Source organism: Candidatus Profftia sp. (ex Adelges kitamiensis) (assembly GCF_020342455.1).
GTDB lineage: Bacteria > Pseudomonadota > Gammaproteobacteria > Enterobacterales > Enterobacteriaceae > Profftia.
This window is the reverse complement of the sequence record NZ_CP080506.1, coordinates 306,508-329,134: the sequence shown is the minus strand read 5'-3', so window position 1 is coordinate 329,134 and position 22,627 is coordinate 306,508. Positions and strand designations below refer to the sequence as shown.

Genomic DNA, 22,627 nt, shown 5'->3' with positions numbered 1-22,627 from the left:
TTTATTAATCCAGTTCTAAGAATTACTTAAATTATTCTTGTTACCAAATAGTTATAATTTAATATTTTATTGATAGTTAAAATAAAATACAATAAAATAAAATACATTATATCTATTTTCTATATATTATACTCTATATTAAGTTTTTATATGCAATAAATAACTAAAATATCACATCTAGTATTTTATCTTGAATTTAATTTTCTATTAATTTTATAATTACATTGATTGATTAGTTACTATAATTTTGATATAATACTAACAATACCATTATATCTTTATATTTATTGTGATAAAAATATATAAAATTTAATGCATTAAAAATGTACTTAATACTACATTTTTTTATTTAAAATATTAAATACTGTTGTAACGTGTTTTACTCCACTAACTTGACTGGCTATTTTTGCAGCCTCTTTACTTTCACTTAAGGTTACTAGACCAAGTAAGAAAACCTCTCCATCCTCAGTTACTACTTTTATATTGGGAGACTTAATAATAGTATTAATTAACATTTTAAACCGTATTTTAGTAGTGATCCAATAATCTTTAGAAATCGCAATAATATTAATAGGTGTACCTGTACGTATTTCGCTATAAATCTCGCTCCTAGAGGCTATATTCATTACTGTATTTTCAGCATAGGATATTAAATCTGACGATACTACCTGACCAGTAAGTAATACATCTCCCTGATAAACAGTAATAATGATACGCGCTTCTTGTTTTAATTGTTTATTTTTATCTATTGCATTATAAATACGAGATTCTAACGTATGATCATCGATCTGTGTCCCTAAACTACGGGGATCAATAGCTGTTTGTGTAGCTACTACTGCACCACCTATAACAGTAGCAGCCATACACCCTTGAAGAAATAGTACACCTATTATGACAAATAATAATAGGAAATATTTATTGATTAGGGAATACTTAATCATCTATAATGCTCCCATTATACTTTATATATATTATATATTAAAATATAGAGAAAATAAAATAATATGCATACCTTAAATATGTCAGTAACAAAAAATGTGAAGATTATAAATTTTACTAAAACAATTATTTTAACAGAAGTTAATATTTATCAAAATAATAATAATTTTAGAATTGTTATTCTAGATTAAAACTCTTAACAAAGAATATTACAACTATCAATCTATTGTACAAATGCATTGCATTATAAAAGTATATATTATTATTTTAATGTGCATTTTATTAAATATAGAGTGTACGTAGTAGTAAATATGCACTACCACTAATTAATTACATTCAAATCTAATATTAAAAATAGAAAAATATTATCAATAACACCTTTTGCATTAATACTTACCAAAAATATAAATGTAATATTTAATATTTTTTTAGAAAAAAATAACATAACCTTTAATTTTATTAAAAAATGTATATATATTAAAATGCAAGCAAGATAACAAAATAAATAAGTATAATTTTATTATCTTTATAAAATAAATAATTTTAAAGTACTATATAATAATTAAAATATAATATATTAGAATTTATAATATACTGTTTTAGGTATTAAAATATAAATAATCTGATAACAATATAATATATCTTAATTTAAATCAGTTATTTTATAAGTAAAATATTTGATGTTCTTATAAAAATATTTTATTAATACGTTATTCTAGGACTCAAAATATGCTTCTTTTATCAAAACAAGAGCATTGTTAAAAAAATAAGCAATAAAATTATTTTTTATAATTTTATTAAAAAATTTTATTTTATCTCTTAATTGTAAATATTATTTAATATTTAAAAGATATTAATTAGATATTATAATTAATTTTATTACTTACCCATCCTACTAGTGCGTAAAATTTATAATATCTATCATCTAAAAATAATATCTAAATGTATATTATTTTATATATTTTATTAAATAGTTTGCATACTTGAATATATACAAATATATATTATATATAAAAATATTTGTTATAAACAATTACTATATAAATAAATTTACATATACTTGATTAGATATAAATTATATTAAAATTATCACAAGGTTTAATTAATAACTTAAAAGGTTATAATAACAAAATATTTCAATATCAAAAAAATTCATTATATAAGATAATATAGTAGTATATATATACTATAGATAACTAATGATACATGATATAATTTTTTATTAAGATAATAGTATTAATCAATAAACATATAGTAAAGACTAACCCAAAATATACTACAATTAATCATGATGACCTTATATTTTATCTAGTACATATATATAAAACACATATTACTATAATACATTGTTTAACGTGATAGATGTATTATTTATGTAATAGAACTTAATAACACTGTACTATCTTACACTAATTGTTTTGATGGAATATCTCTAATAATGTTTACCTATAAAATAAATCCCCCCTTAAATACTTTAATTTACTGTGATATTCACTAAAATTATAAGTATACGAACAAATAAACTTTCCTAAAGTAAAAGGTATTTTATATTTATCAGTCTTAATAATTTTTTACTTGTATTGCCTACACTAATTTAGTTTAGTGAACTAATACCTTTTAGTCAAAAATTACTATAAATATTTTTTAAAATAGCTATACTAGAGAATATTATTATGTTTTATCCAATACATACCAAATGTATACACTACATAAAAGACATACTAATGAGAGTAAAAATAGTTAGACTAGATAATTTAAAATTAAATTAAAGAATGTTATGAATTATATAATGCAAGAATATATATTAGCTATACTAAATATCAGAAAAAATACCAGGAATTATTAAAGCGAAACCATGTTTTATTAGGAATAAAAATTATTTATACTAAAAATATATTTAATTAACAGTTTTTTATAACTATTAGCTACTTATTAAAGTAAAAGCAAAAAATTAAATTATAGTTAATTTTAATTTAATTAAACAAAGAATTATACAATGATAATATCAGAGTATATAAAATAACTACAAAATTTTATTAGCTGTATTTTTCTGATCATCTATAACTAGGCTATATTAGAAATAAAATTATAGCTGTGGGAATAATCAATATTCCTGAGGCATAATAAATATTATAGAATCTATAACAAATAAAAAATACTATTATTAGTATAAAATCTAAAAAATACTTTATATTTCCTATTTATTAATTAATTTATATAGTAGATAATACTACATTATTTGATAGAGATGATACATGAGGAATAATAAAATATATCTATGTCTATAATTCCTTATCTGAATCAATGTATAGCAAAATAAAATGTATAAGTATATTGAAGATATAAAAACATTATCTGAGATAATATCTAAATTATACTATACAAAATAGTAGGTAGATATGTATTGATTTTCACTAACGCTACTAAAATATAAATAAATTATATTTATAATTATTTAAATTATATATAAAATTGTTATAACTTGAACTATAAAATATAATATAGTTTATAGAATATGAATATTATAAATAATATAATATAGATTTGACGTGGTATTTTACATTACTGCAGAATAGAAATATCAGCAATCTCTAAAAATAAATCATGTATTTTTTTTAACAAAGTTAAGCGATTAATGCGTACTCGTTCATTATTATCCATAACCATTACCTGTTTGAAAAATAGATCTATAGGCTCACGTAGAGCTGCAAGCTCACACAAAGCTTCTTGGTATTTACCTTGAGCAAAAAGAGGATCTAATCTGTTTCGCATAATAATAAGATTCATTGCTAATTTTATCTCTGCTGTTTTTTTTAATAAACAAGTTTCGATATGATCCCCTAAAATTTCAGTAGATTTTGCTAGAATTTTAGAAACCCGCTTATTAGCGGTAGTTAATGCTTTAGAATCAGGTAAAGAACGAAAATAAGAAACCGCTTTTATGCGCGCATCAAATTCAATGGGCTTTGTTGGACTTAGCACTGAAATAGCCTGAATAGTATCTGATGTATAACCTTGTTCTTGATACCAAGCACGTAAACGATTTAGCATAAAATTTATTACATCATCTATAACATTTTTATTAGTAATTTTATGGCCATACAAATATACGGATTCTTTAGTAAGTGCAACTAAGTCTAATGGAAAATTTCCTTTAATAATAATACGCATTAAACCTAATGCTGCTCGACGAAGAGCAAATGGATCTTTATCTCCTTTTGGGTAATGTCTAATACCAAACATGCCAGTAATGGTATCTATTTTATCAGCTATAGCAAGCGAATTTGCTATCAAATTTTCTGGTAAAAAATCACCAGAAAATTTAGGCCAATACTGCTCTTTTAGAGCAACAGCAACTTCCTCTTCCTCGCCGTCTGCACGTGCATAATGCATACCAATAACACCCTGAACTCCAGGAAATTCAAAAACCATATTAGTAACTAAATCACATTTAGATAAAAATCCTGCACGAGCAGCTAATTTTACATTAGCACCTATTTGACCTGCAATCCAACTAGATAATGCTTCCAGACGATTAGTCTTATCATATAAAGTACCTAGTGCCTGTTGAAATAGTACATTTTTTAGATTAGGTAGATATTCTTCTAAACGTTTTTTGCGGTCAGTATTAAAAAAAAATTCAGCATCTACAAATCGAGAACGCAAAACTTTTTCATTACCATGAATAATACATTTAGGATCCTTAGAGGCAATATTACTTATAAAAATAAAATATGAAAGCAATCTACCTCTAGCATTGTAGATTGGAAAATATTTCTGGTCATATTTCATGGTATACACTAATACTTCATTAGGTACAGAAAGAAATTTCTCTTCAAAAGTAGCAGTAAGGACCACCGGCCATTCTACTAAAGCAGTCACTTCTTCTAAAAGTTCTTCAGTGATATGAACGATACCTCCTATTTTTTGCGCTTCTTTTTCAGAATCACGTTTTATTATCGCTTTACGCATTTCATAATCCGCGATTACTTTTCCACGCTCCATTAAGATTTGAGGATATTGATCAGCATGATTGATAATAAATCGCTCCTCACCCATAAAACGATGACCCCAAATTATGCGATCAGACTGTATACCAAAAATAGTTAAAGGGATTAATTCACTACCTAATAACATAGTAACTGTATTAACTGGACGTATAAACTGAGAATTATTACTACCCCAACGCATCATCTTTTGAAATGGTAACTTACTTAAAACATTTGATACCAAAGTAGGAATAAGTTGCTGAGCACTATACCTCTTTTGAATAGAACGAAATATTAACCATTCACCTTTATTAGATTTGAATCTTTCAACATGATCTAAGTTAGTACCACAGCTATGAGCCCAAAATTGAGCTGCTTTAGTGGGTTTGCCCTCAAAATTAAATGATTGATCAATAGATGGGCCGCGTTTTTCAATTTTACGAATAGGCTGTAATTTATCTAGTTTAGTAACTTTTAAGGCTAAACGACGAGGTGTCGCATACCAAAAAACTTTACCATGTGTAAGATTTACACTATCAAGTGCAACAGTAAAATTAGTTGCAAAAGATTCTGCTAGAAAACGTAGTGACTTTGGTGGTAGCTCTTCAGTACCTATTTCAACTAGAAAAGTTTGTTGAATCATAAATCCCTTTAATATTCTCTACTTTTAAATTATATATTTTTACACATAGGAAATCCAAGTGCTTCTCTAGACGCATAATAAGCTGTAGATACTGCTTTACTTAGAGTACGCATGCGTATAATATAACATTGACGTTCAGTAATAGAGAAAGCTTGGCGTGCTTCTAGCATATTAAAACTATGAGCAGCTTTCAAAATACATTCATAAGATGCTAAGGGTAAAGGTTTCTCTAAATTTAATAACATTTTAGCTTTTTTTTCATATTGCTCAAAACAAGAAAAAAGGAAGTTAATATCTGTATATTCAAAATTATAAGTAGATTGCTCTAATTCATTTTGATAGAATATATCACCATACGTTATCTTACCTAATGAATTAGAACTCCAAATCAAGTCATATACACTATCTAATCCTTGAATATACATAGCTAAACGTTCTAGACCATAAGTAATTTCACCAGTAATTGGTTTGCATTCTAACCCACCAATTTGCTGAAAATATGTAAATTGAGTTATTTCCATACCATTAAGCCATACTTCCCAACCCAATCCCCAAGCTCCTAAAGTTGGATGTTCCCAGTTATCCTCAACGAAACGAATATCATGAATTAGTAAATCCAAACCTAAATATTTTAAAGATCCCAAATAAAGTGCTTGAATGTTTTTTGGTGACGGTTTAATTACTACTTGAAACTGGTAATAATGTTGTAATCTATTAGGATTTTGACCATAGCGCCCATCAGTTGGACGGCGAGAAGGTTGAACGTAAGCATGAGCCATTGGTTCTGGACCAATAGCTCGTAGGAAAGTCATGGGATGTGATGTACCTGCACCAACTTCAATATCTAATGATTGAATAATTACACATCCTTGACGCGACCAATAATCTTGTAAATTAAAAATAAGCCCTTGAAAGGTCTTAATATGAAAATTTTGCATATTAGATAAAGTTAATAAAATATAAGTGAATGATCATATACTAATTTTAAGTAAAAATATTTTAAGTAAATTAAATACTTAATTGGATCCTACAACTAACATATAGTTAATATCATAATATTTAATGATTTAATTTTGTTACTGCTTATAATACATTTAAGATAATGTTTTGTAGTATATCGTAAAAATATTATATTTTATATTATAATATTAATAACTAGATATTTGCATGCTTTATTTATAAAGTATTACTAATATAGTCATAAAAAAATTTATTTAGGTTTTGTATACAACTAAGATTTAGATATACATCTATTATTATCCTTTAATTAAGGATTACTAAAAGATGAATCATCTATTATTAAATATATATTTATACAAGAGTAATGGAATTTCTTAAAAAGAAATTTTTGCTTTTGAATATGCTATATTAAATGTATATATAATAAAATATGTCAGAATAAAATGCAAAAATATAACTTAATATATTTTAAAAAATAATAAAAGTATGAATATATTATAGAAAATTTTTTATTAAATCTAATGATTGTCATATTATGGATATTCTATTACTGTATAAATTATTATAAATAAATAAGAAAAATAAAGATTTATATTGAATAATTTGTAGTGTACTAAATATTTTCTTTATAGTTTTAATGAAAAAAGCATTGAGATTATTTACTAATCTTTTATGTATATTTTGTTAAAGTATTTATGGTAGTATCATATGATACATATTTTTATGTATTCTATGATTTTAGAATATATAATTGTTTTATTTAACAAAAAAATTTTATATAGATATATTTTATAAATATTTTAAAGTACCTAAAGAAATTAATAATTTTAAACAGTTAATTTAAAGATACAATAAATTAATGGTATATTTATATTTTATGATAAAACTAAACTATAATGATATAAAATAGGTACTAATAAACTAGTAAAAATTGATAAGTTTTATGTTTACATAACTTATGACTTTAATTTTAATATTACTTAGGTATATTAAATAAACTAACTATATTACCAATAAGAGATACTACTAGTAATATTATAAGATTTCCATCTATTAACTTACTTTAAAAATCACTATAAAATTATTAATAATAAATACGCTAATTTTACTAATTTATAACAAATATAATAATAGAATGAGAATAATTATATACTTATGCAATATTTATTTTTTGATTAATTTTAAACTATCTTAGGATTAATTAAACCAATCTTTTTCTACCCATTATCTGAATTTTATAAACATTAAAGACGGTGGAAGTATAGATATAACTTATGTTTACCAGTTATCATGAATAATATATTTAATTGTTTATGAAGTAGTAATGAGTAAAAATCATCTTTTTAGATTACTAATATCTTTAAATATTAATTTAATAAAATTTTATATCATTTTTACTGCATTATATAAGTATCTAAATCCTGCTGGTTTGGATAATATATTTAGTTAGTATATTAAATTATACACTATTTTACTTAAATAATTTAAATGTAGAGTTACAGTAACATTAATCTATATACGTAATAATTACTCTAATTTTTAATACTCTAATATTGTATCTAGTCTATAAAACTTATATTATTTAAAATAAACATAAGTTTTTTGCAGAAAATTATTGACGAACTAAACGACCTTTTGGTACTACAAATATAGTATTAGTACGCCAAGGATTAATATCTATCCCTCCACGACGAGTATAACGTGCATAAACACTTAATACTTCTGGTTTACAAAAATGTTGTACATCACTAAATATTCGTTCAACACATTGTTCATGAAATGCCTTATGGTTACGAAAAGACACTAAATATCGAAGCATAGCTTTATTATTGATTTCTGGACCACGATATTGAATTATTATAGATGCCCAATCTGGCTGATTAGTAATTAAACAGTTGGATTTTAAAAGATGACTGATTAATGTTTTTTCAACAATATTATGCTTATTAACTGAATTATTAAGTATTCCTGGATTCAAGTCATATCCTGAAATATTAACACTCTGATCATCAATACATTCACAGTTTAATATCTCTATAGGTTTATGTATAGTACTATTTAATGTCATTAATTTTAAGTGAATATTACCTTTTGCACAATATGATAAATCTCGTTGCAAAATATCTTGTACTTCATTCCAATTATCAAAACGTGTCTGAGTAAAACTATTAAGATAAAGTTTTAAACTTTTTGATTCTACTAAGTTATCACTTAGAGCATCTAATTCTAGATGAGCAATAGCGACCTGGGGTACTCCAGTAGTATTTAGCCACGAAAGTTCATATAAAGTCCAAATATCACCACCATGAAAAGGAAGACTTTCTATATTCAAACCTAAAGATTTACGGTGTACATTTCTAGGAATTGATTGTAATAAACTTGCGTTATATTGATTACGATATTTAGTTGCTTTACCAAGGGTTAAACCCATTAAGATCTGATGATCTTGGAGTGACATACATAGCCTTTGTTTTAATACTAACTAGTAAATGAGAATATATTTTATATAAATAATTATTAATTCTATGAAGAATTAAATACAATTTAATTACTTGTAATATATTTATTTTATAAAAATATTATTAATATTTTTATAAAATAAATATATTACAATGACTAAATATAAAAAATTTTAATTTATTAATTATTAATTAAAATATATATTTTTTACCTATACAATATACTATTATTATTGTATATAATACTGTATTATACAGTAACATTAATAATGTTAAAATACAAGTAATTAAATAGACACAAGTAATATCTACAGTTTTATTAATAATCTAAACTAAAAACTACATTATTGTTGTATTATCATTACTCTAAAGATCTGGATAATTTTTTTTATAAATATTTAACTAGCTTATGTATACAAAAAATCATATATAATTATAAATTATCTAAAACATTTTTCTATAAAGAACAGAAAATATAAATAAGTAATATACTATACATTTATAAAAACTTAATTTTGAAAATTAAATTTTATAGTTATTTTAACTATAATACAATATATATAAAAGTATATACTCAATGAATAAATTTGATATAGAGATATCAATCTATTTGATATATAAAGATATTTTAATCATTTAATGTGTATTATAATTTATATAATAAATACTATTTATTAAGTAATACAATTGATTAAGATTTTATCTTAAATTAATAAAGTAAACCTTTAAATTCGATCTTCAAAATAAATATTACTTAAACTACATGAGAAGTCACTATGTCGTATTAAAACATACTTTTAAAGATTTTTAATATAAATTTTAGATATGAATAATATCCTAGCTAAATTTTATAACAATTATTAATAAACAAAATAACATCACAATATATTCATTATTATTAACATAATATTTATATTACATCACTATTACGAATAAATCTATTACTTCTAGTATCAGAAATAAATTAATGAAGATATTATGCTATTATTAGTATATATAATAAATGTTTTTCTTAACAGGAAGACATAATTTCTAATTAGAAATAGAGACTAGACTACAAATTGAAGGTATAATTAGTAATTTATTAAGATTATTAATAATATAAATTATAACTTTTATATAAATTGATTTTTAGTATTAGTATAAATTTTTTGTAAAAAATACAATTAGATCCTAGTATCTATTATTATATTTTTATAATTAAAAATATATTTTAATAAATATACAAATCTTATTTTACTACAAATAGTATAAACCAATAATAGTTATTAAGAACCTAAAATTATTCTATTTTAGCTTAAAATAGTTATTAACTCCTTATAAAGGTAAATTATTCTTAAACAAAATTATTATAATATTAACAAAAAAATATATACATAAACCTATAAATTAATAAAACGATAAACATAAATAATAACATATTTACTTTATATATTTATGAAATAATATATCAAATTATTTAGCTATTTAAAAATATTGTAATTAATGAATACTTATTTCATTTTATATTAAATATATAACAATGTATTGTCTGTTTACACAATGTAAACAGTCTTATTATTAATAAATTAAATTTATTACTAGCTATTAGTTACTAACTATAGTACTTATAAAGTATACATTGAAAAAATAAAAAAATAAATGATTATATCATATATATAGTTCCAAACTTATACAAGCATAAGTTGGTTACACATATATAAAATTTTAGAATACCTTTAATGCTATAGTATTAAATGTTATAATAACAGGATAGCATATATTTAATATTATATAAAATATATTATTCTCATAAATAAGTCTTAACAGACTAGATTCTTTATTAATTACCATGCAGTACACATACTGGATCGATCCGGCTAGCACTTCTTGCTGGATACCAACTAGCTAATAAACTAAGAGTAATAGTTATACAAAGCACTTCAACTATATTGATCCAATGAAGTTCAGTAGGTAAAAAATTGATAGGGTATATATCACTAGATAATAAATTGTAACCAATTATCTTTTCAATAATAAGATAAATACTGGTCAGTTGTAATGAAATTACTACTCCAATAATTATTCCACATATACTGCCAACTATTCCGGACAACAACCCATACCAAATAAAAATAGTACTTATCAGTTTATCTGTTGCTCCTAAAGTACGTAGCACAGCTATACTACTTCTCTTATCTTTTATTGCCATTACCAAAGTAGAAATGATACTAAAGCATGCTACACTAATAACCATAGCCATTGATAAATATATAATAGCCCGTATCATCTGTATATCACGGAACATATAACCATAACTATCCTTCCAACTACGAAGGTAAACAGTAGAGTCAGTTAATGTACTGACATCACGTAACAATTGATTAATATTAAAAATATCCTTTACTTTAATTGCTATTCCAGTAATACTATGATTTAAATGAAAATAATTTTGCGCATCTATTAAAGGTACCATAGCTAAATGATGATCTATAATACCGCTAAAATTTAAAATACCACTAACATATAGACTAATTCTTTGGGATCGTAATAACCTCATCTTAGGATCTTGATTTGATACAATCATAGTCACCCAGTCTCCTTGCTGCACATTTAGTATTTTAGCTATCCCCCTACCTAAAATAATCTGTTGTTTATTTTCTATAAATTTAGACCAAGAATTACCTATTACATATTGCGATAAAGAACTAACTAAGCGTTCTTGTTTAGGATTGACTCCGCGTATTTTTACAGCAACTAGCTTGGTACCATTTTCTAGTAGACCAGGAAATTCAACATAGGGTGAAGCTGCAACTATTCCTTGAAGTTTCTCAATAGATTTTAATACTTGCACCCAATTAGTTAATGGTTGTTCTGTTAGGTATATTTCCCCATGCGGTACCACAGAAATAATGCGATGATCTAGCTCGCGCTCAAAACCATTCATTGCACTTAAGCCTATAATAAAAACTGCTACACTTAGTGCAATACTTATAATGGATATTATTAAAATAAAAGAAACCATGCAGCCACGATTACGTCCACTGCTAAATTTCAGGCCTATAATCAAAGATAATGGTAAAAATGACACTATAAAATACTCGCTAAAAAGAAATTTTATTGCAATTGGCCATCGAACATTTCAAGCTGTCTATTTAAGCATTTAGCCAAGGCCATATCATGTGTAACTATCAAGAAAGCAGTACCTTTACGAACATTAAGTTCACCTAATAAATTTAAAATTTTACTAGAAGTACGCATATCAAGATTACCAGTAGGTTCATCGGCTAAAACCAATGACGGGTTATTAATTAAAGCACGAGCAATAGCCACACGCTGACGCTCACCTCCAGAAAGCTCAGAAGGACGATGATTAATACGATGTAATAATCCTACAGATGTTAACATATCAATTGCTTTTTCTTTGGCGTTATATCCACGTACTCCACCGATAAATAGTGGCATCATAACGTTTTCTAATGCGCTAAAATCAAGTAAAAGATGATGAAATTGATAAATAAATCCAAGTTCACGATTACGTAGTTTAGCTTTATCAGTTGAAGACATATCATTGAGAGACCTACCTTTAAAAATTACTCGACCAGAAGTTGGAGAATCAAGTCCGCCAATCAAATGAAGTAATGTGCTTTTACCTGAACCAGAATGTCCTACAATTGCAAGCATTTCACTATATTGAATATCAAAGGTTATATGACGGCATACTTCTATATGTGATTTACCTTCATGATAAGTTTTACATAGATCCCTACATTGCAGTAATACCTTGTATAAAGAACTGGAATTAATCATAACGTAAAGCCTTGACAGGATTAATTTTAGCAGCTCTCCATGATGGGTATAATGTAGAGAGTAGAGCTAGAAAAATTGTCATAATAGTAATCAAGATAATTTGTGTAATATTAATGTTAACTGGTAAATTACTACCGGATAGCATCTTACCTAAACTAGGAACAATAATATTAATTTTACTAGCACAAAGTACACCAAATAAGACACCTAATAAAGATCCTATAGTGCTCGCACTAATACCCTGCAATATGAATACTAACATAATTTTTCCGTACGTTAATCCTTGAGTTTGTAAAATCGCAATTTCACTCTGTTTTTCCATTACCAACAAACTTAATGAAGTGATCAGATTAAATATTGCAATACCTATAATTAAGCTAAGCAATAGTCCCATCATATTTTTCTCCATCTCAACTGCTTTAAATAGCTCACCTTTACTCTCACGCCAATCTTTCCATTTTAGACCTCGCTTCAATGGTTGGCTAACCAAGTCATCAATCAATAACGGATGATCCATATAAACCCTCCATCCAGTGATATTACCCAAGGGGTACATCATAAGATGTGAAGCGTCTTGCTGGTTTATTAATATCTGATATTGATCAACTTCACTATTAGCAAAAAAAGTTCCTATTACGTTAAATAAACGTTGGCTCATAATGTGTCCTATAGGAGTGAAATGGCTAGCACTAGGTATTATAATACGTAGTTTTTCACCACTCTTAACACCTAGCTGTTCTGATAATCGATATCCTAAAATAACATTATATTGATTAGGCTTAAGATCTTGTATGTTAGAGTTATTAATATACGAAGACAGAGGATCTTTGTCATTTGGATTAATTCCTAGCATAACTCCAAAAGATATACTGTGAGGACTTTGTAAAACAACATTACACTCTATAATAGGATCTATTCGATTAACTCCAGTAAGTTTTTCAATATCTATTGATAAAACCTGTTTAGGATTTATAGAACCTTGTATTGATGTAACTAATGCTTGTGGCATAAACCCAAGAATATTTTTTTCTAGGTTTTTTTCAAAACCGTTCATTACTGAGAGTACTATTACTAAAGCCATAACACCTAGCATAATACCTATAATAGAAAGTAAAGAAATACAGTGACCAAAGCTATTTACAGTATGTCCACGTATATAACGAAGACCGATAAATAATGCTACAGGTTGATACATAAAGTTCCATGATATTGTTTTATACTAGAGTAAGATATACTGTATAATAATATTTATAATCTAGTTGGGTAATTAAGCATCCAAATATTAGTATCTTGGGGTTGAATATATTAAAATAATGAAATACCTTACGATAATTACATTAACTTAGTTTTGCTAATTATCTTTACATAAAGATCTTATTAAAAATAAAAGATTTGTTTAAAAACTATTCTATTTATCTTATCAGAGAAATATTTATTTTTTGTACGTAGCATACTCCTAATGTCTTAGGTTATTTAAATTAAAAAAAAATTCTTTTAAAATAAAATTAAAAGTAATTTTAATTAATTTAAATAACCCTAGCTAATATTTATTAAGATTAGCTATACCTTGCAGGACTTTTATAATTAACATGTAATATAATATAAATAATGAGACTAAATAATACAGTAATTATATCAATAAGCTTAATAATATTGTGGTCATATAATATAACTCAAAGACAGTGGAAATTTACTTTTATACTCCATACTTAATTAATATAACTTAAGTATTCATTTAATAATTATAAGTGAATATTTATACTCAGCTGAGTATGAAACTATTATTTTGTTCGTTTACTACTTAATAATAAATAACTAAATTGTATTTATAGAATGTTATTCTAATAATCTAGAGTAATATCCCCTATCTTTATCAAGATATAAAAATTAAAAATAAAGACAAGTAATTCTTATAGTAAGATAATATATAAATTAAAATAATATCTGTTTTATGAGTTAGTATTAATATTTACTTACTAATCAATACATTACAGTAAATATTTTTTTATTGATAGGTAAGAGTTACTACTAGCAAAATATAAATACAAATAATATTATTTGCTCTATATACTAAAGAATCATACAATCATATACTATAAAGTAGTAAATATATAATTTGCTATATATTAAAAATTTTACTTTTATATTACATGCTTTTATATCTTAATATGTAATCCCTGATTATGAATAAGTAATATATGTGGATTTAACATATAGCAAAGTAAACTTTATCGTATTCTATAAAATTTTGTAGTACTATTAATAATAAGGTATAAAATTTTTATCAAAGTAAATTATAATCTTAATAATTATACAACAATATGTAATTACGTTATAACTAAAGAAATAATATTTAACTTATAAAGTATATCCAATTAATTGAAACTTCTTGATAATATATTTTAAGAAGATATTAAATAATTTAAAATCTTTACTATGAAATAAGATATATCTCTGTTTTACAGTACTTATCGCTAGAAGATTTATTTTTCTTAATTAAAAGTAAGAATAATATAGATAATATTTTTAAAGGCTAAGATCCTAATAATTATTATTCATTACCCCTTATGCTTTTAATAAATATTTTAATATTTATTCATATTTTGTAAATTCTTAAATATTTAAAGGATAGTTTTAAGTTTTAAACATAAAAACTAACAGAATGATAACGAGTACTAATTTTATTAGTATTTATATCTCTTAATTAAGAGAGTATTTTAATCAAAAATACTTTATTTTTACTGATAAACTAAAAGAGTACTATATAAAATATAATGTCATTTACTAAGTATGTAAGTGAACTAAATATACATAATTAGCTAAGTTAAATACTAAAATACTACAACAAAATTATTGATAGATACCTTAAGAGGAGATTTTAAAAGATATTATGTGTATAATAAATGTATTCATACATAATTAGCAATTACTTATATTGCATGATACATTACTTGAATAACATTAGTATGTTAATATACTATTATCAAGTAATGAATATGTATAACCTCAATAATTAACGAATAACAATCTTTGTGATGTATTATATATGCAATTAATAATAAACCTATTACATAAAAATTTTAAGAGGTAAAAATATAACTATTTTAACTATAAAATATATTAGAAAAACATATATTAAATATTAAATTTCATATATTTAGTATTTATAAAACATTTTCTATTTAGAATATATATTCTAAATAGAAAATTTAAAAAAACATTATTACTATAATTATTTTGATTATCTTAAATTAAAATAATGTTTTAATAAATAGAATTAACTGTCTTTAAAACATCACCTATATGTAGATATTAAATTTTTATATTAATTAAGTTGTCATTTGATTAAAATAATTCTCTATTAGAGATAATTATTTTATAGTATTAAATATATATAATTATTATATATTAAGATACTATCAAATTTATAAACAAATAATATTGGTATGTGAGTTTAATAAGTGCTTTAGGTTAATTTATTTTTAATATTAATTATTTACTTAATATTGATTCTTAAACTAATAAGCACAATAGATTTACATTATTATAATGTACTACATTGATTCAATCTTTGTTAATTAATCATAAGATTGATACTAGTTATTGTTGATATTAATGATTAAATAATTAATCTCTTAGAGCCATAGTGATGAGACCTGTGATATAAACATATCAATAAAATATTTTTTTATATACTATAGACATTTTTTATATCTTATGTATAAATTTATAATTAATATTTTTATATTAAAATATATTAAGTAAAAAATTTTTATATAGTTTATTATTACTTAATATCATTATAAATTATTAATTAGATAAAATTAGCACATAAGGAAAAGATAGCATGGCTAAGGGGCAATCCTTACAAGACCCGTTTCTAAACGCACTACGTCGTGAACGCATACCTGTTTCAATTTACTTAGTTAATGGTATAAAATTACAAGGCCAAATTGAATCTTTCGACCAATTTGTTATTTTGCTAAAAAATATCGTTAATCAGTTAGTTTATAAACACGCAATTTCTACCGTTGTACCATCTCGTCCTATTTCTTATCACAGTAATATTCTGAGTGACAGCAGTAACTGCAATGATAGCAATTACACTTCCTGTACTAAGTCTTAAACTAAAATTTGATATTCTTGATAGAAGTTTGTATGTTCTTTTATTCTCAATTCAGTCTATTTATGAGGTAAGCTCTACTAGAGCATTATCTAATTAACCATTAAAGTGTATTTATCTAAAACTATTTAACTAAGTTAGATATATTAAATACCTTAATATAATTAATTACTTAATACTCCTAACAAAACAGTAAAAACACTCTGAGTTATTATTATATAAAATTATTCAAGAGAAATATTATAATTTATATATATTCAATAATTCAGATAGATCATATTAATGATGAAGTTTATAAAAATGAATTTTTATTCTTCTTATAATACATCATAACCAATAAAAAACAGTTTCAATATAAATATTGAATATATATGATTGGTAGATAATAAAATTATCATGCAAGAAATAATTTATTAGAATTAAGAAAATAAATAGAATAACACTTAATAACTGTTAAAATATTAAAAATATCTGTATGTTTAGGGAATAGAAAATAGATATTTGTCATTACAATAATAATCTTATACAAAACTTATTATTATTTAAGACCAGGCTAGTAATCTACTTCATTTAACTGTTATACACATAAAAGGAAAGGTATAACAAAATAATAACTATTATATTCTCACATACTAAATAGTATATAGTTGATTATATATTTTAATCTCTTAAAGAGATAGTAATGATTGTTTTTACAAAATAATTAAAAATTTAGATAAGAACACTCTACTACTTACATAAGTAATTGCATTTTTATACATAAACTTAAAAATACTTAAAAGTATATTATTAATTAACTATCAGTTAGTATAACATACTCTTATAAATCTAAATCATATAAATCATTGAAGAATGGAGCAAGATATGGCGTGGAATCAGCCCGGTAATAACGGACAGAACCGCGACCCATGGGGGGGCGGAAGTAATAATAACAGCAACCCGGGTAAGAATAACAATAAAAGTAATCGCGATAAGGGTCCACCAGATCTAGATGATATTTTTCGTAAAATAATAAAAAAACTAAGTCAATTAGGTGACAAGAATCATAATTCTAATCGTTCATTAAATCCACTAACTATTTTTAGTGGTACAGCTCTTAGTATTGCGATTACAACTCTTATTATTATATGGGCCTTAAGTGGTTTGTATACGATTAAAGAAGCGGAACGGGGTGTTGTTATAAGTTTTGGAAAATTTAGTCATCTAGTGCAACCAGGTTTAAATTGGAAACCTAATTTTATTGATGAAGTCACTCCGGTAAATATCGAAGCAGTACGTGAATTATCGGCATCTGGAGTAATGCTTACTTCTGATGAAAACGTAGTACGAGTTGAAATGAACGTACAGTACCGTATTACTAATCCAAAAGATTATCTATTTAATGTTACTAATGCTGATGATAGCCTACGTCAGGCCACTGATAGCGCACTGCGTGCGGTAATTGGTAAATACTCAATGGATAAGATACTCACTGAAGGACGTACTATTATCCGCACTGACACCCATAAAGTTTTAGAAGAAACCATTAAACCCTATAAAATGGGCCTCACCCTGCTGGATGTAAATTTTCAGACAGCAAGGCCACCAGAAGAAGTGAAAGCTGCATTTGATGATGCAATTGCAGCGCGTGAAAATGAACAGCAATATATACGAGAGGCAGAGGCTTATATAAATGAAGTACAACCTCGTGCTAATGGGAAAGCCCAACGTATTCTAGAAGATGCTAGAGCTTATAAAGACCGCACTATTTTGGAAGCACAAGGTGAAGTAGGTCGTTTCACACGACTACTACCTGAATACAAAGCTTCTCCGCAAATTACACGTGAACGTATGTACTTAGAAACTATGGAACATATATTAAGCAATACCCGTAAATTACTGATTGATAGTAATGATGCTCATCTAATGGTATTACCTTTAGATCAACTAATGCACGGTATTAAAACTAATACAACATATCACCATAATGATACTGGTTTGATTCATTTAAATCCAATCTCTAATATATCCACTAAGACATTAAGTACTTCACATTTAAGTAATAATATTATAGACCAGCGACGAGCCAACTCAAAACGTAATAATCATCGTCATGGAGGAGATAACTAATGCGTAAGTCTATATTACTTGTTTTTATTGTTATCCTGATTGTATCGTATACATCAATCTTTATAGTAACTGAAGGTCAGCGTGGTATTGTCTTACGTTTTGGTAAAGTACTGCGTAATAAGGAGTATAAACCTATAGTATTTACTCCCGGTCTTCATCTGACGATACCATTTATTGAATCTGTTAAAATACTTAATGCACGTATCCAAACTATGGATAATCAAGCAGACCGGTTTGTAACCAAAGAAAAAAAAGACTTAATAGTTGATTCTTACATAAAGTGGCGTATAAGTGATTTTAGCCATTACTATTTGGCGACCGACGGAGGTGATATTGCTCAAGCCGAAGTATTATTAAAACGTAAATTCAGTGATCGTCTACGTTCTGAAATTGGTCGATTAGATATTAAGGATATCGTTACAGACTCACGTGGTAAGCTAATGGAGAATGTGCGTGATGCATTAAATCATGGAACAACACATGATGAGATTATAGTAAATAATACTGATGATGCTATTGCGAATGTTATAGCACGCATCGAGCATGAAAACCAAAATACAAAATCCACTGCAATCAACTCTAATAGCATGGCTGCTTTGGGTATCGAGGTAATAGACGTTCGTATTAAACAGATAAATCTACCCACAGAAGTTTCCGATGCAATATATAAACGTATGCGTGCAGAACGTGAAGCTGTAGCACGTCGTCATCGTTCACAGGGTCAAGAAGAAGCAGAAAAACTACGTGCAACTGCTGATTATCAAGTAACACTTACTTTAGCTGAAGCAGAACGTTATGGACGTATTACTCGTGGTGAGGGTGATGCAATAACTGCAAAATTATTTGCTAATGCGTTTCAGCAAGATTCAGATTTTTTTATATTTATTCGAAGTCTCAAAGCTTATGAGAATAGTTTTAAATATGGACAAGATGTTATGATTCTACATCCAGATAGTCATTTTTTTAAATACATGAGATCATCAACTGGCAATTAATTTACTGCATAGTATCTGACTAGGATACTTTAAATAAAATTATTTTTTGGTAAGAATTTCTAAAATTAGACGTACAAGATCATAGTAATCCAATGTCTCTACCCATACATAGCTTCTGTAGGTTATTATTATATATAATGCCTAATTATAAATTCTATTAGTTATTGTTTATTAATTAGTAAACTTTAATAAAATATTTGTTACACATAATATAGATATATATTATAATATAATTTTAGCAAAATATTTTATGTACATCAATCTTTTGTAAAGACCATTAATTTAAATATACTTACACTTAAGACATATATTATTAAGTAATAGGTAGAAAATTCCATTTTCTAACACAATAAAATTTGATAAATTATTTTATAAGTATAAAATTGTAACAACGAATGTATAAGTTTTTGTAATTTTTAAGTGATATTTATTTACTAATTAAATATGGTGGACTATATATGAGCATTAAAGTAGGTATAAATGGTTTTGGACGTATAGGCCGTATTATTTTCCGTGCCGCCCAAACGAAATCTGATCTAGAAATAGTAGCAATCAATGATCTTTTAGATCATGAATATATGTCTTATATGCTAAAATACGACTCTACTCATGGTCGTTTCAGAGGCAATATTGTCTCTAAAAATGGATATTTAGTTGTTAACGGAAAAAATATTAGAGTCACAGCAGAACGTGATCCTTTAAATCTTAAGTGGAATGAGGTAAAAGTTGATGTAGTTATTGAATCCACAGGATTATTCTTAACTGATCAAACTGCACGTAAGCATATTATGGCTGGAGCAAAAAAAGTTGTTATAACTGGTCCTTCAAAGGATAATACGCCAATGTTTGTTATGGGTGTCAATGATCATACTTATGCCGGTCAAGATATTGTATCCAACGCTTCTTGTACTACTAATTGTTTGGCTCCATTAGCTAAGGTATTACACAATAATTTTGGTATTATTGAAGCTTTAATGACTACTGTGCACGCTACTACATCCACTCAAAAAACTGTTGATGGTGTATCTTACAAAGATTGGCGCGGTGGCCGAGGAGCATCCCAGAATATAATTCCTTCTTCTACTGGTGCTGCTAAAGCAGTTGCCAAAGTTATTCCAGAATTAAATGGTAAACTAACCGGTATGGCATTTCGTGTTCCTACGCCTAATGTTTCAGTAGTAGATCTTACTGCAAGATTAGAAAAATCAACATCTTATAAAGATATTTGTTTAGCTATAAAATATGCCTCAGAAAACGAATTAAAAAATATTATGGGATACACTGAAGATGATGTAGTTTCTAATGACTTTAACGGTGAGGTTTGTACTTCAATATTTGACGCAAAAGCTGGTCTTTCCCTTAATGATCATTTTGTGAAATTAGTTTCTTGGTACGATAATGAAACCGGTTATTCAAATAAAGTATTAGACTTAATCTCCCTAATGTATAAATAATTTAGTTATAAGATACTAAAAGGAGATATTTATCGCCTTTTAGTATCTAACGTACAAAAGATGTAATAACTAAGAGTAAAATATTACATAAAAAATTGTCAATTTCAGTTTATTACAGTAATATTACAAATATAATTTCTATTATTTTATAATCTAATTTGGTGAATATAATTATTTATTTTAATAATACTACTATCTTTATTAAATCTTCATAATATAGTATATCAAGATATACTAAAGTATATAAGTTATTAATACTAAATATTCTCATGGTAGAATATTTTACCGATATATATTATTATATTAATATATATTAAAAGTAAAGAAGAGTAAAAGACATCGTCTATATCAATTCATTTAGGTTATCCTTATAAAATACATACTTTCCTTTTATTCCTTATACGAGAGAAAAATTCAATGGACCGTATTATTGTTTCTAATTCATCCCAATCTTCTCATAATACTTATCTGTTAAATACTAATAAAGTTTTGCGGAATACTTATTTATTACTAGCATTAACACTTACTTGTTCCGCATTAACTGCTACTGCAAGTACTATTTTAAAACTACCAGCTCCAAACTTCTTAGTAATGTTATTTGGATTTTATGGCTTAATGTTTTTGACTCATTACTTAGCAAATCGTCCAGCAGGAATTATCGCAGTTTTCGCTCTAACTGGTTTTATGGGTTATACCTTAGGGCCTATACTTAGTTCATTTATTGCCGATGGTGCTGGAAATTTAATTATGTTAGCATTAAGCGGCACAGCAGCTGTATTTTTTTGTTGCTCATTTTATGTATTAACTACACGAAAAGATATGTCATTCTTAGGTGGAATGATGATAGCTGGTTTTGTAGTTATATTAGTAGCTATTATAGCTAATATTTTTCTAAAAATTCCGGCCCTATCTTTAGTTATTAGTTCTTTATTTGTCTTATTTTCTACAGGAGCGATCCTCTTGGAAACTAGTAATATCATTCATGGTGGTGAGATTAACTATATCCGAGCTACTGTTAGTTTATATGCATCTTTATATAATATTTTTATTAGCTTGTTAAGTATTCTTGGTTTAAATCGTGATAATTAAATTAAAATAGTATTCATAGAATTATTTTTATATCTAGTTTAGATTAAAGTAATAAAAATAAAAACATAATATTTTATT

The 22,627-nt window shown here is 25.5% G+C and carries 12 protein-coding genes; 5 read left to right on the top strand and 7 right to left on the bottom strand.

Annotated features, from left to right (window positions below; genetic code table 11):
• Positions 1-335 precede the first annotated feature (335 nt).
• The 7 genes from dolP to lolC all read right to left on the bottom strand — a co-directional run bounded on the left by dolP (position 336) and on the right by lolC (position 13,974).
• Complete coding sequence (gene dolP / locus K0T98_RS00760) at positions 336-941, bottom strand: division/outer membrane stress-associated lipid-binding lipoprotein (RefSeq protein WP_225639516.1); 606 nt, start codon at positions 939-941, stop codon at positions 336-338.
• 2,560 nt (positions 942-3,501) lie between these two features.
• The gene (gene glyS, locus K0T98_RS00755) at positions 3,502-5,571 is read right to left on the bottom strand and encodes a glycine--tRNA ligase subunit beta (protein ID WP_225639515.1); all 2,070 of its coding nucleotides are present in this window, start codon (positions 5,569-5,571) and stop codon (positions 3,502-3,504) included.
• Positions 5,572-5,600: 29 nt separating this feature from the next.
• Entirely contained in the window at positions 5,601-6,509 is a 909-nt protein-coding gene (glyQ, locus tag K0T98_RS00750) for a glycine--tRNA ligase subunit alpha (protein ID WP_225639514.1), read from the bottom strand.
• Positions 6,510-8,143: 1,634 nt separating this feature from the next.
• Complete coding sequence (gene queF / locus K0T98_RS00745) at positions 8,144-8,989, bottom strand: NADPH-dependent 7-cyano-7-deazaguanine reductase QueF (protein ID WP_225639513.1); 846 nt, start codon at positions 8,987-8,989, stop codon at positions 8,144-8,146.
• Between the two features lie 1,823 nt (positions 8,990-10,812).
• On the bottom strand, positions 10,813-12,060 hold the full coding sequence (gene lolE / locus K0T98_RS00740; RefSeq protein ID WP_225639512.1) for a lipoprotein-releasing ABC transporter permease subunit LolE: 1,248 nt from the start codon (positions 12,058-12,060) through the stop codon (positions 10,813-10,815).
• 26 nt (positions 12,061-12,086) lie between these two features.
• Positions 12,087-12,779 (bottom strand): lipoprotein-releasing ABC transporter ATP-binding protein LolD, encoded by a 693-nt coding sequence (gene lolD, locus K0T98_RS00735; protein ID WP_225639511.1) that lies wholly within the window; start codon positions 12,777-12,779, stop codon positions 12,087-12,089.
• The gene (gene lolC / locus K0T98_RS00730) at positions 12,772-13,974 is read right to left on the bottom strand and encodes a lipoprotein-releasing ABC transporter permease subunit LolC (protein ID WP_225639510.1); all 1,203 of its coding nucleotides are present in this window, start codon (positions 13,972-13,974) and stop codon (positions 12,772-12,774) included. The genes lolD and lolC overlap by 8 nt, the downstream gene beginning before the upstream one ends.
• A 2,652-nt stretch (positions 13,975-16,626) precedes the next feature.
• On the opposite strand from lolC, the gene hfq reads away from it, so the two are divergent.
• From hfq to K0T98_RS00705, 5 genes are all read left to right on the top strand, one after another.
• A complete protein-coding gene (hfq, locus tag K0T98_RS00725) occupies positions 16,627-16,905 on the top strand; it encodes an RNA chaperone Hfq (RefSeq protein ID WP_225639509.1) in 279 nt (92 codons plus the stop codon).
• Between the two features lie 861 nt (positions 16,906-17,766).
• Positions 17,767-19,011 (top strand): FtsH protease activity modulator HflK, encoded by a 1,245-nt coding sequence (gene hflK, locus K0T98_RS00720; RefSeq protein WP_225639508.1) that lies wholly within the window; start codon positions 17,767-17,769, stop codon positions 19,009-19,011.
• Positions 19,011-20,006, top strand: a complete 996-nt coding sequence (hflC, locus tag K0T98_RS00715; RefSeq protein ID WP_225639507.1) for a protease modulator HflC — start codon at positions 19,011-19,013, stop codon at positions 20,004-20,006. The genes hflK and hflC overlap by 1 nt, the downstream gene beginning before the upstream one ends.
• Positions 20,007-20,464: 458 nt before the next feature.
• Positions 20,465-21,460, top strand: coding sequence for a type I glyceraldehyde-3-phosphate dehydrogenase (gene gap / locus K0T98_RS00710; protein WP_225639506.1), 996 nt, complete (start codon positions 20,465-20,467; stop codon positions 21,458-21,460).
• 417 nt (positions 21,461-21,877) lie between these two features.
• Entirely contained in the window at positions 21,878-22,549 is a 672-nt protein-coding gene (locus K0T98_RS00705; protein WP_225639505.1) for a Bax inhibitor-1 family protein, read from the top strand.
• Positions 22,550-22,627 lie beyond the last annotated feature (78 nt).

Excerpts from the sequence above, each read along its gene's own strand:
- glyS (WP_225639515.1), bottom strand. The coding sequence starts at position 5,571 with ATGATTCAACAAACTTTTCTAGTTGAAATAGGTACTGAAGAGCTACCA.
- lolC (WP_225639510.1), bottom strand. The coding sequence starts at position 13,974 with ATGTATCAACCTGTAGCATTATTTATCGGTCTTCGTTATATACGTGGA.
- glyQ (WP_225639514.1), bottom strand. The coding sequence starts at position 6,509 with ATGCAAAATTTTCATATTAAGACCTTTCAAGGGCTTATTTTTAATTTA.
- lolD (WP_225639511.1), bottom strand. The coding sequence starts at position 12,779 with ATGATTAATTCCAGTTCTTTATACAAGGTATTACTGCAATGTAGGGAT.
- hflC (WP_225639507.1), top strand. The coding sequence starts at position 19,011 with ATGCGTAAGTCTATATTACTTGTTTTTATTGTTATCCTGATTGTATCG.
- hflK (WP_225639508.1), top strand. The coding sequence starts at position 17,767 with ATGGCGTGGAATCAGCCCGGTAATAACGGACAGAACCGCGACCCATGG.
- queF (WP_225639513.1), bottom strand. The coding sequence starts at position 8,989 with ATGTCACTCCAAGATCATCAGATCTTAATGGGTTTAACCCTTGGTAAA.
- K0T98_RS00705 (WP_225639505.1), top strand. The coding sequence starts at position 21,878 with ATGGACCGTATTATTGTTTCTAATTCATCCCAATCTTCTCATAATACT.
- gap (WP_225639506.1), top strand. The coding sequence starts at position 20,465 with ATGAGCATTAAAGTAGGTATAAATGGTTTTGGACGTATAGGCCGTATT.
- dolP (WP_225639516.1), bottom strand. The coding sequence starts at position 941 with ATGATTAAGTATTCCCTAATCAATAAATATTTCCTATTATTATTTGTC.
- hfq (WP_225639509.1), top strand. The coding sequence starts at position 16,627 with ATGGCTAAGGGGCAATCCTTACAAGACCCGTTTCTAAACGCACTACGT.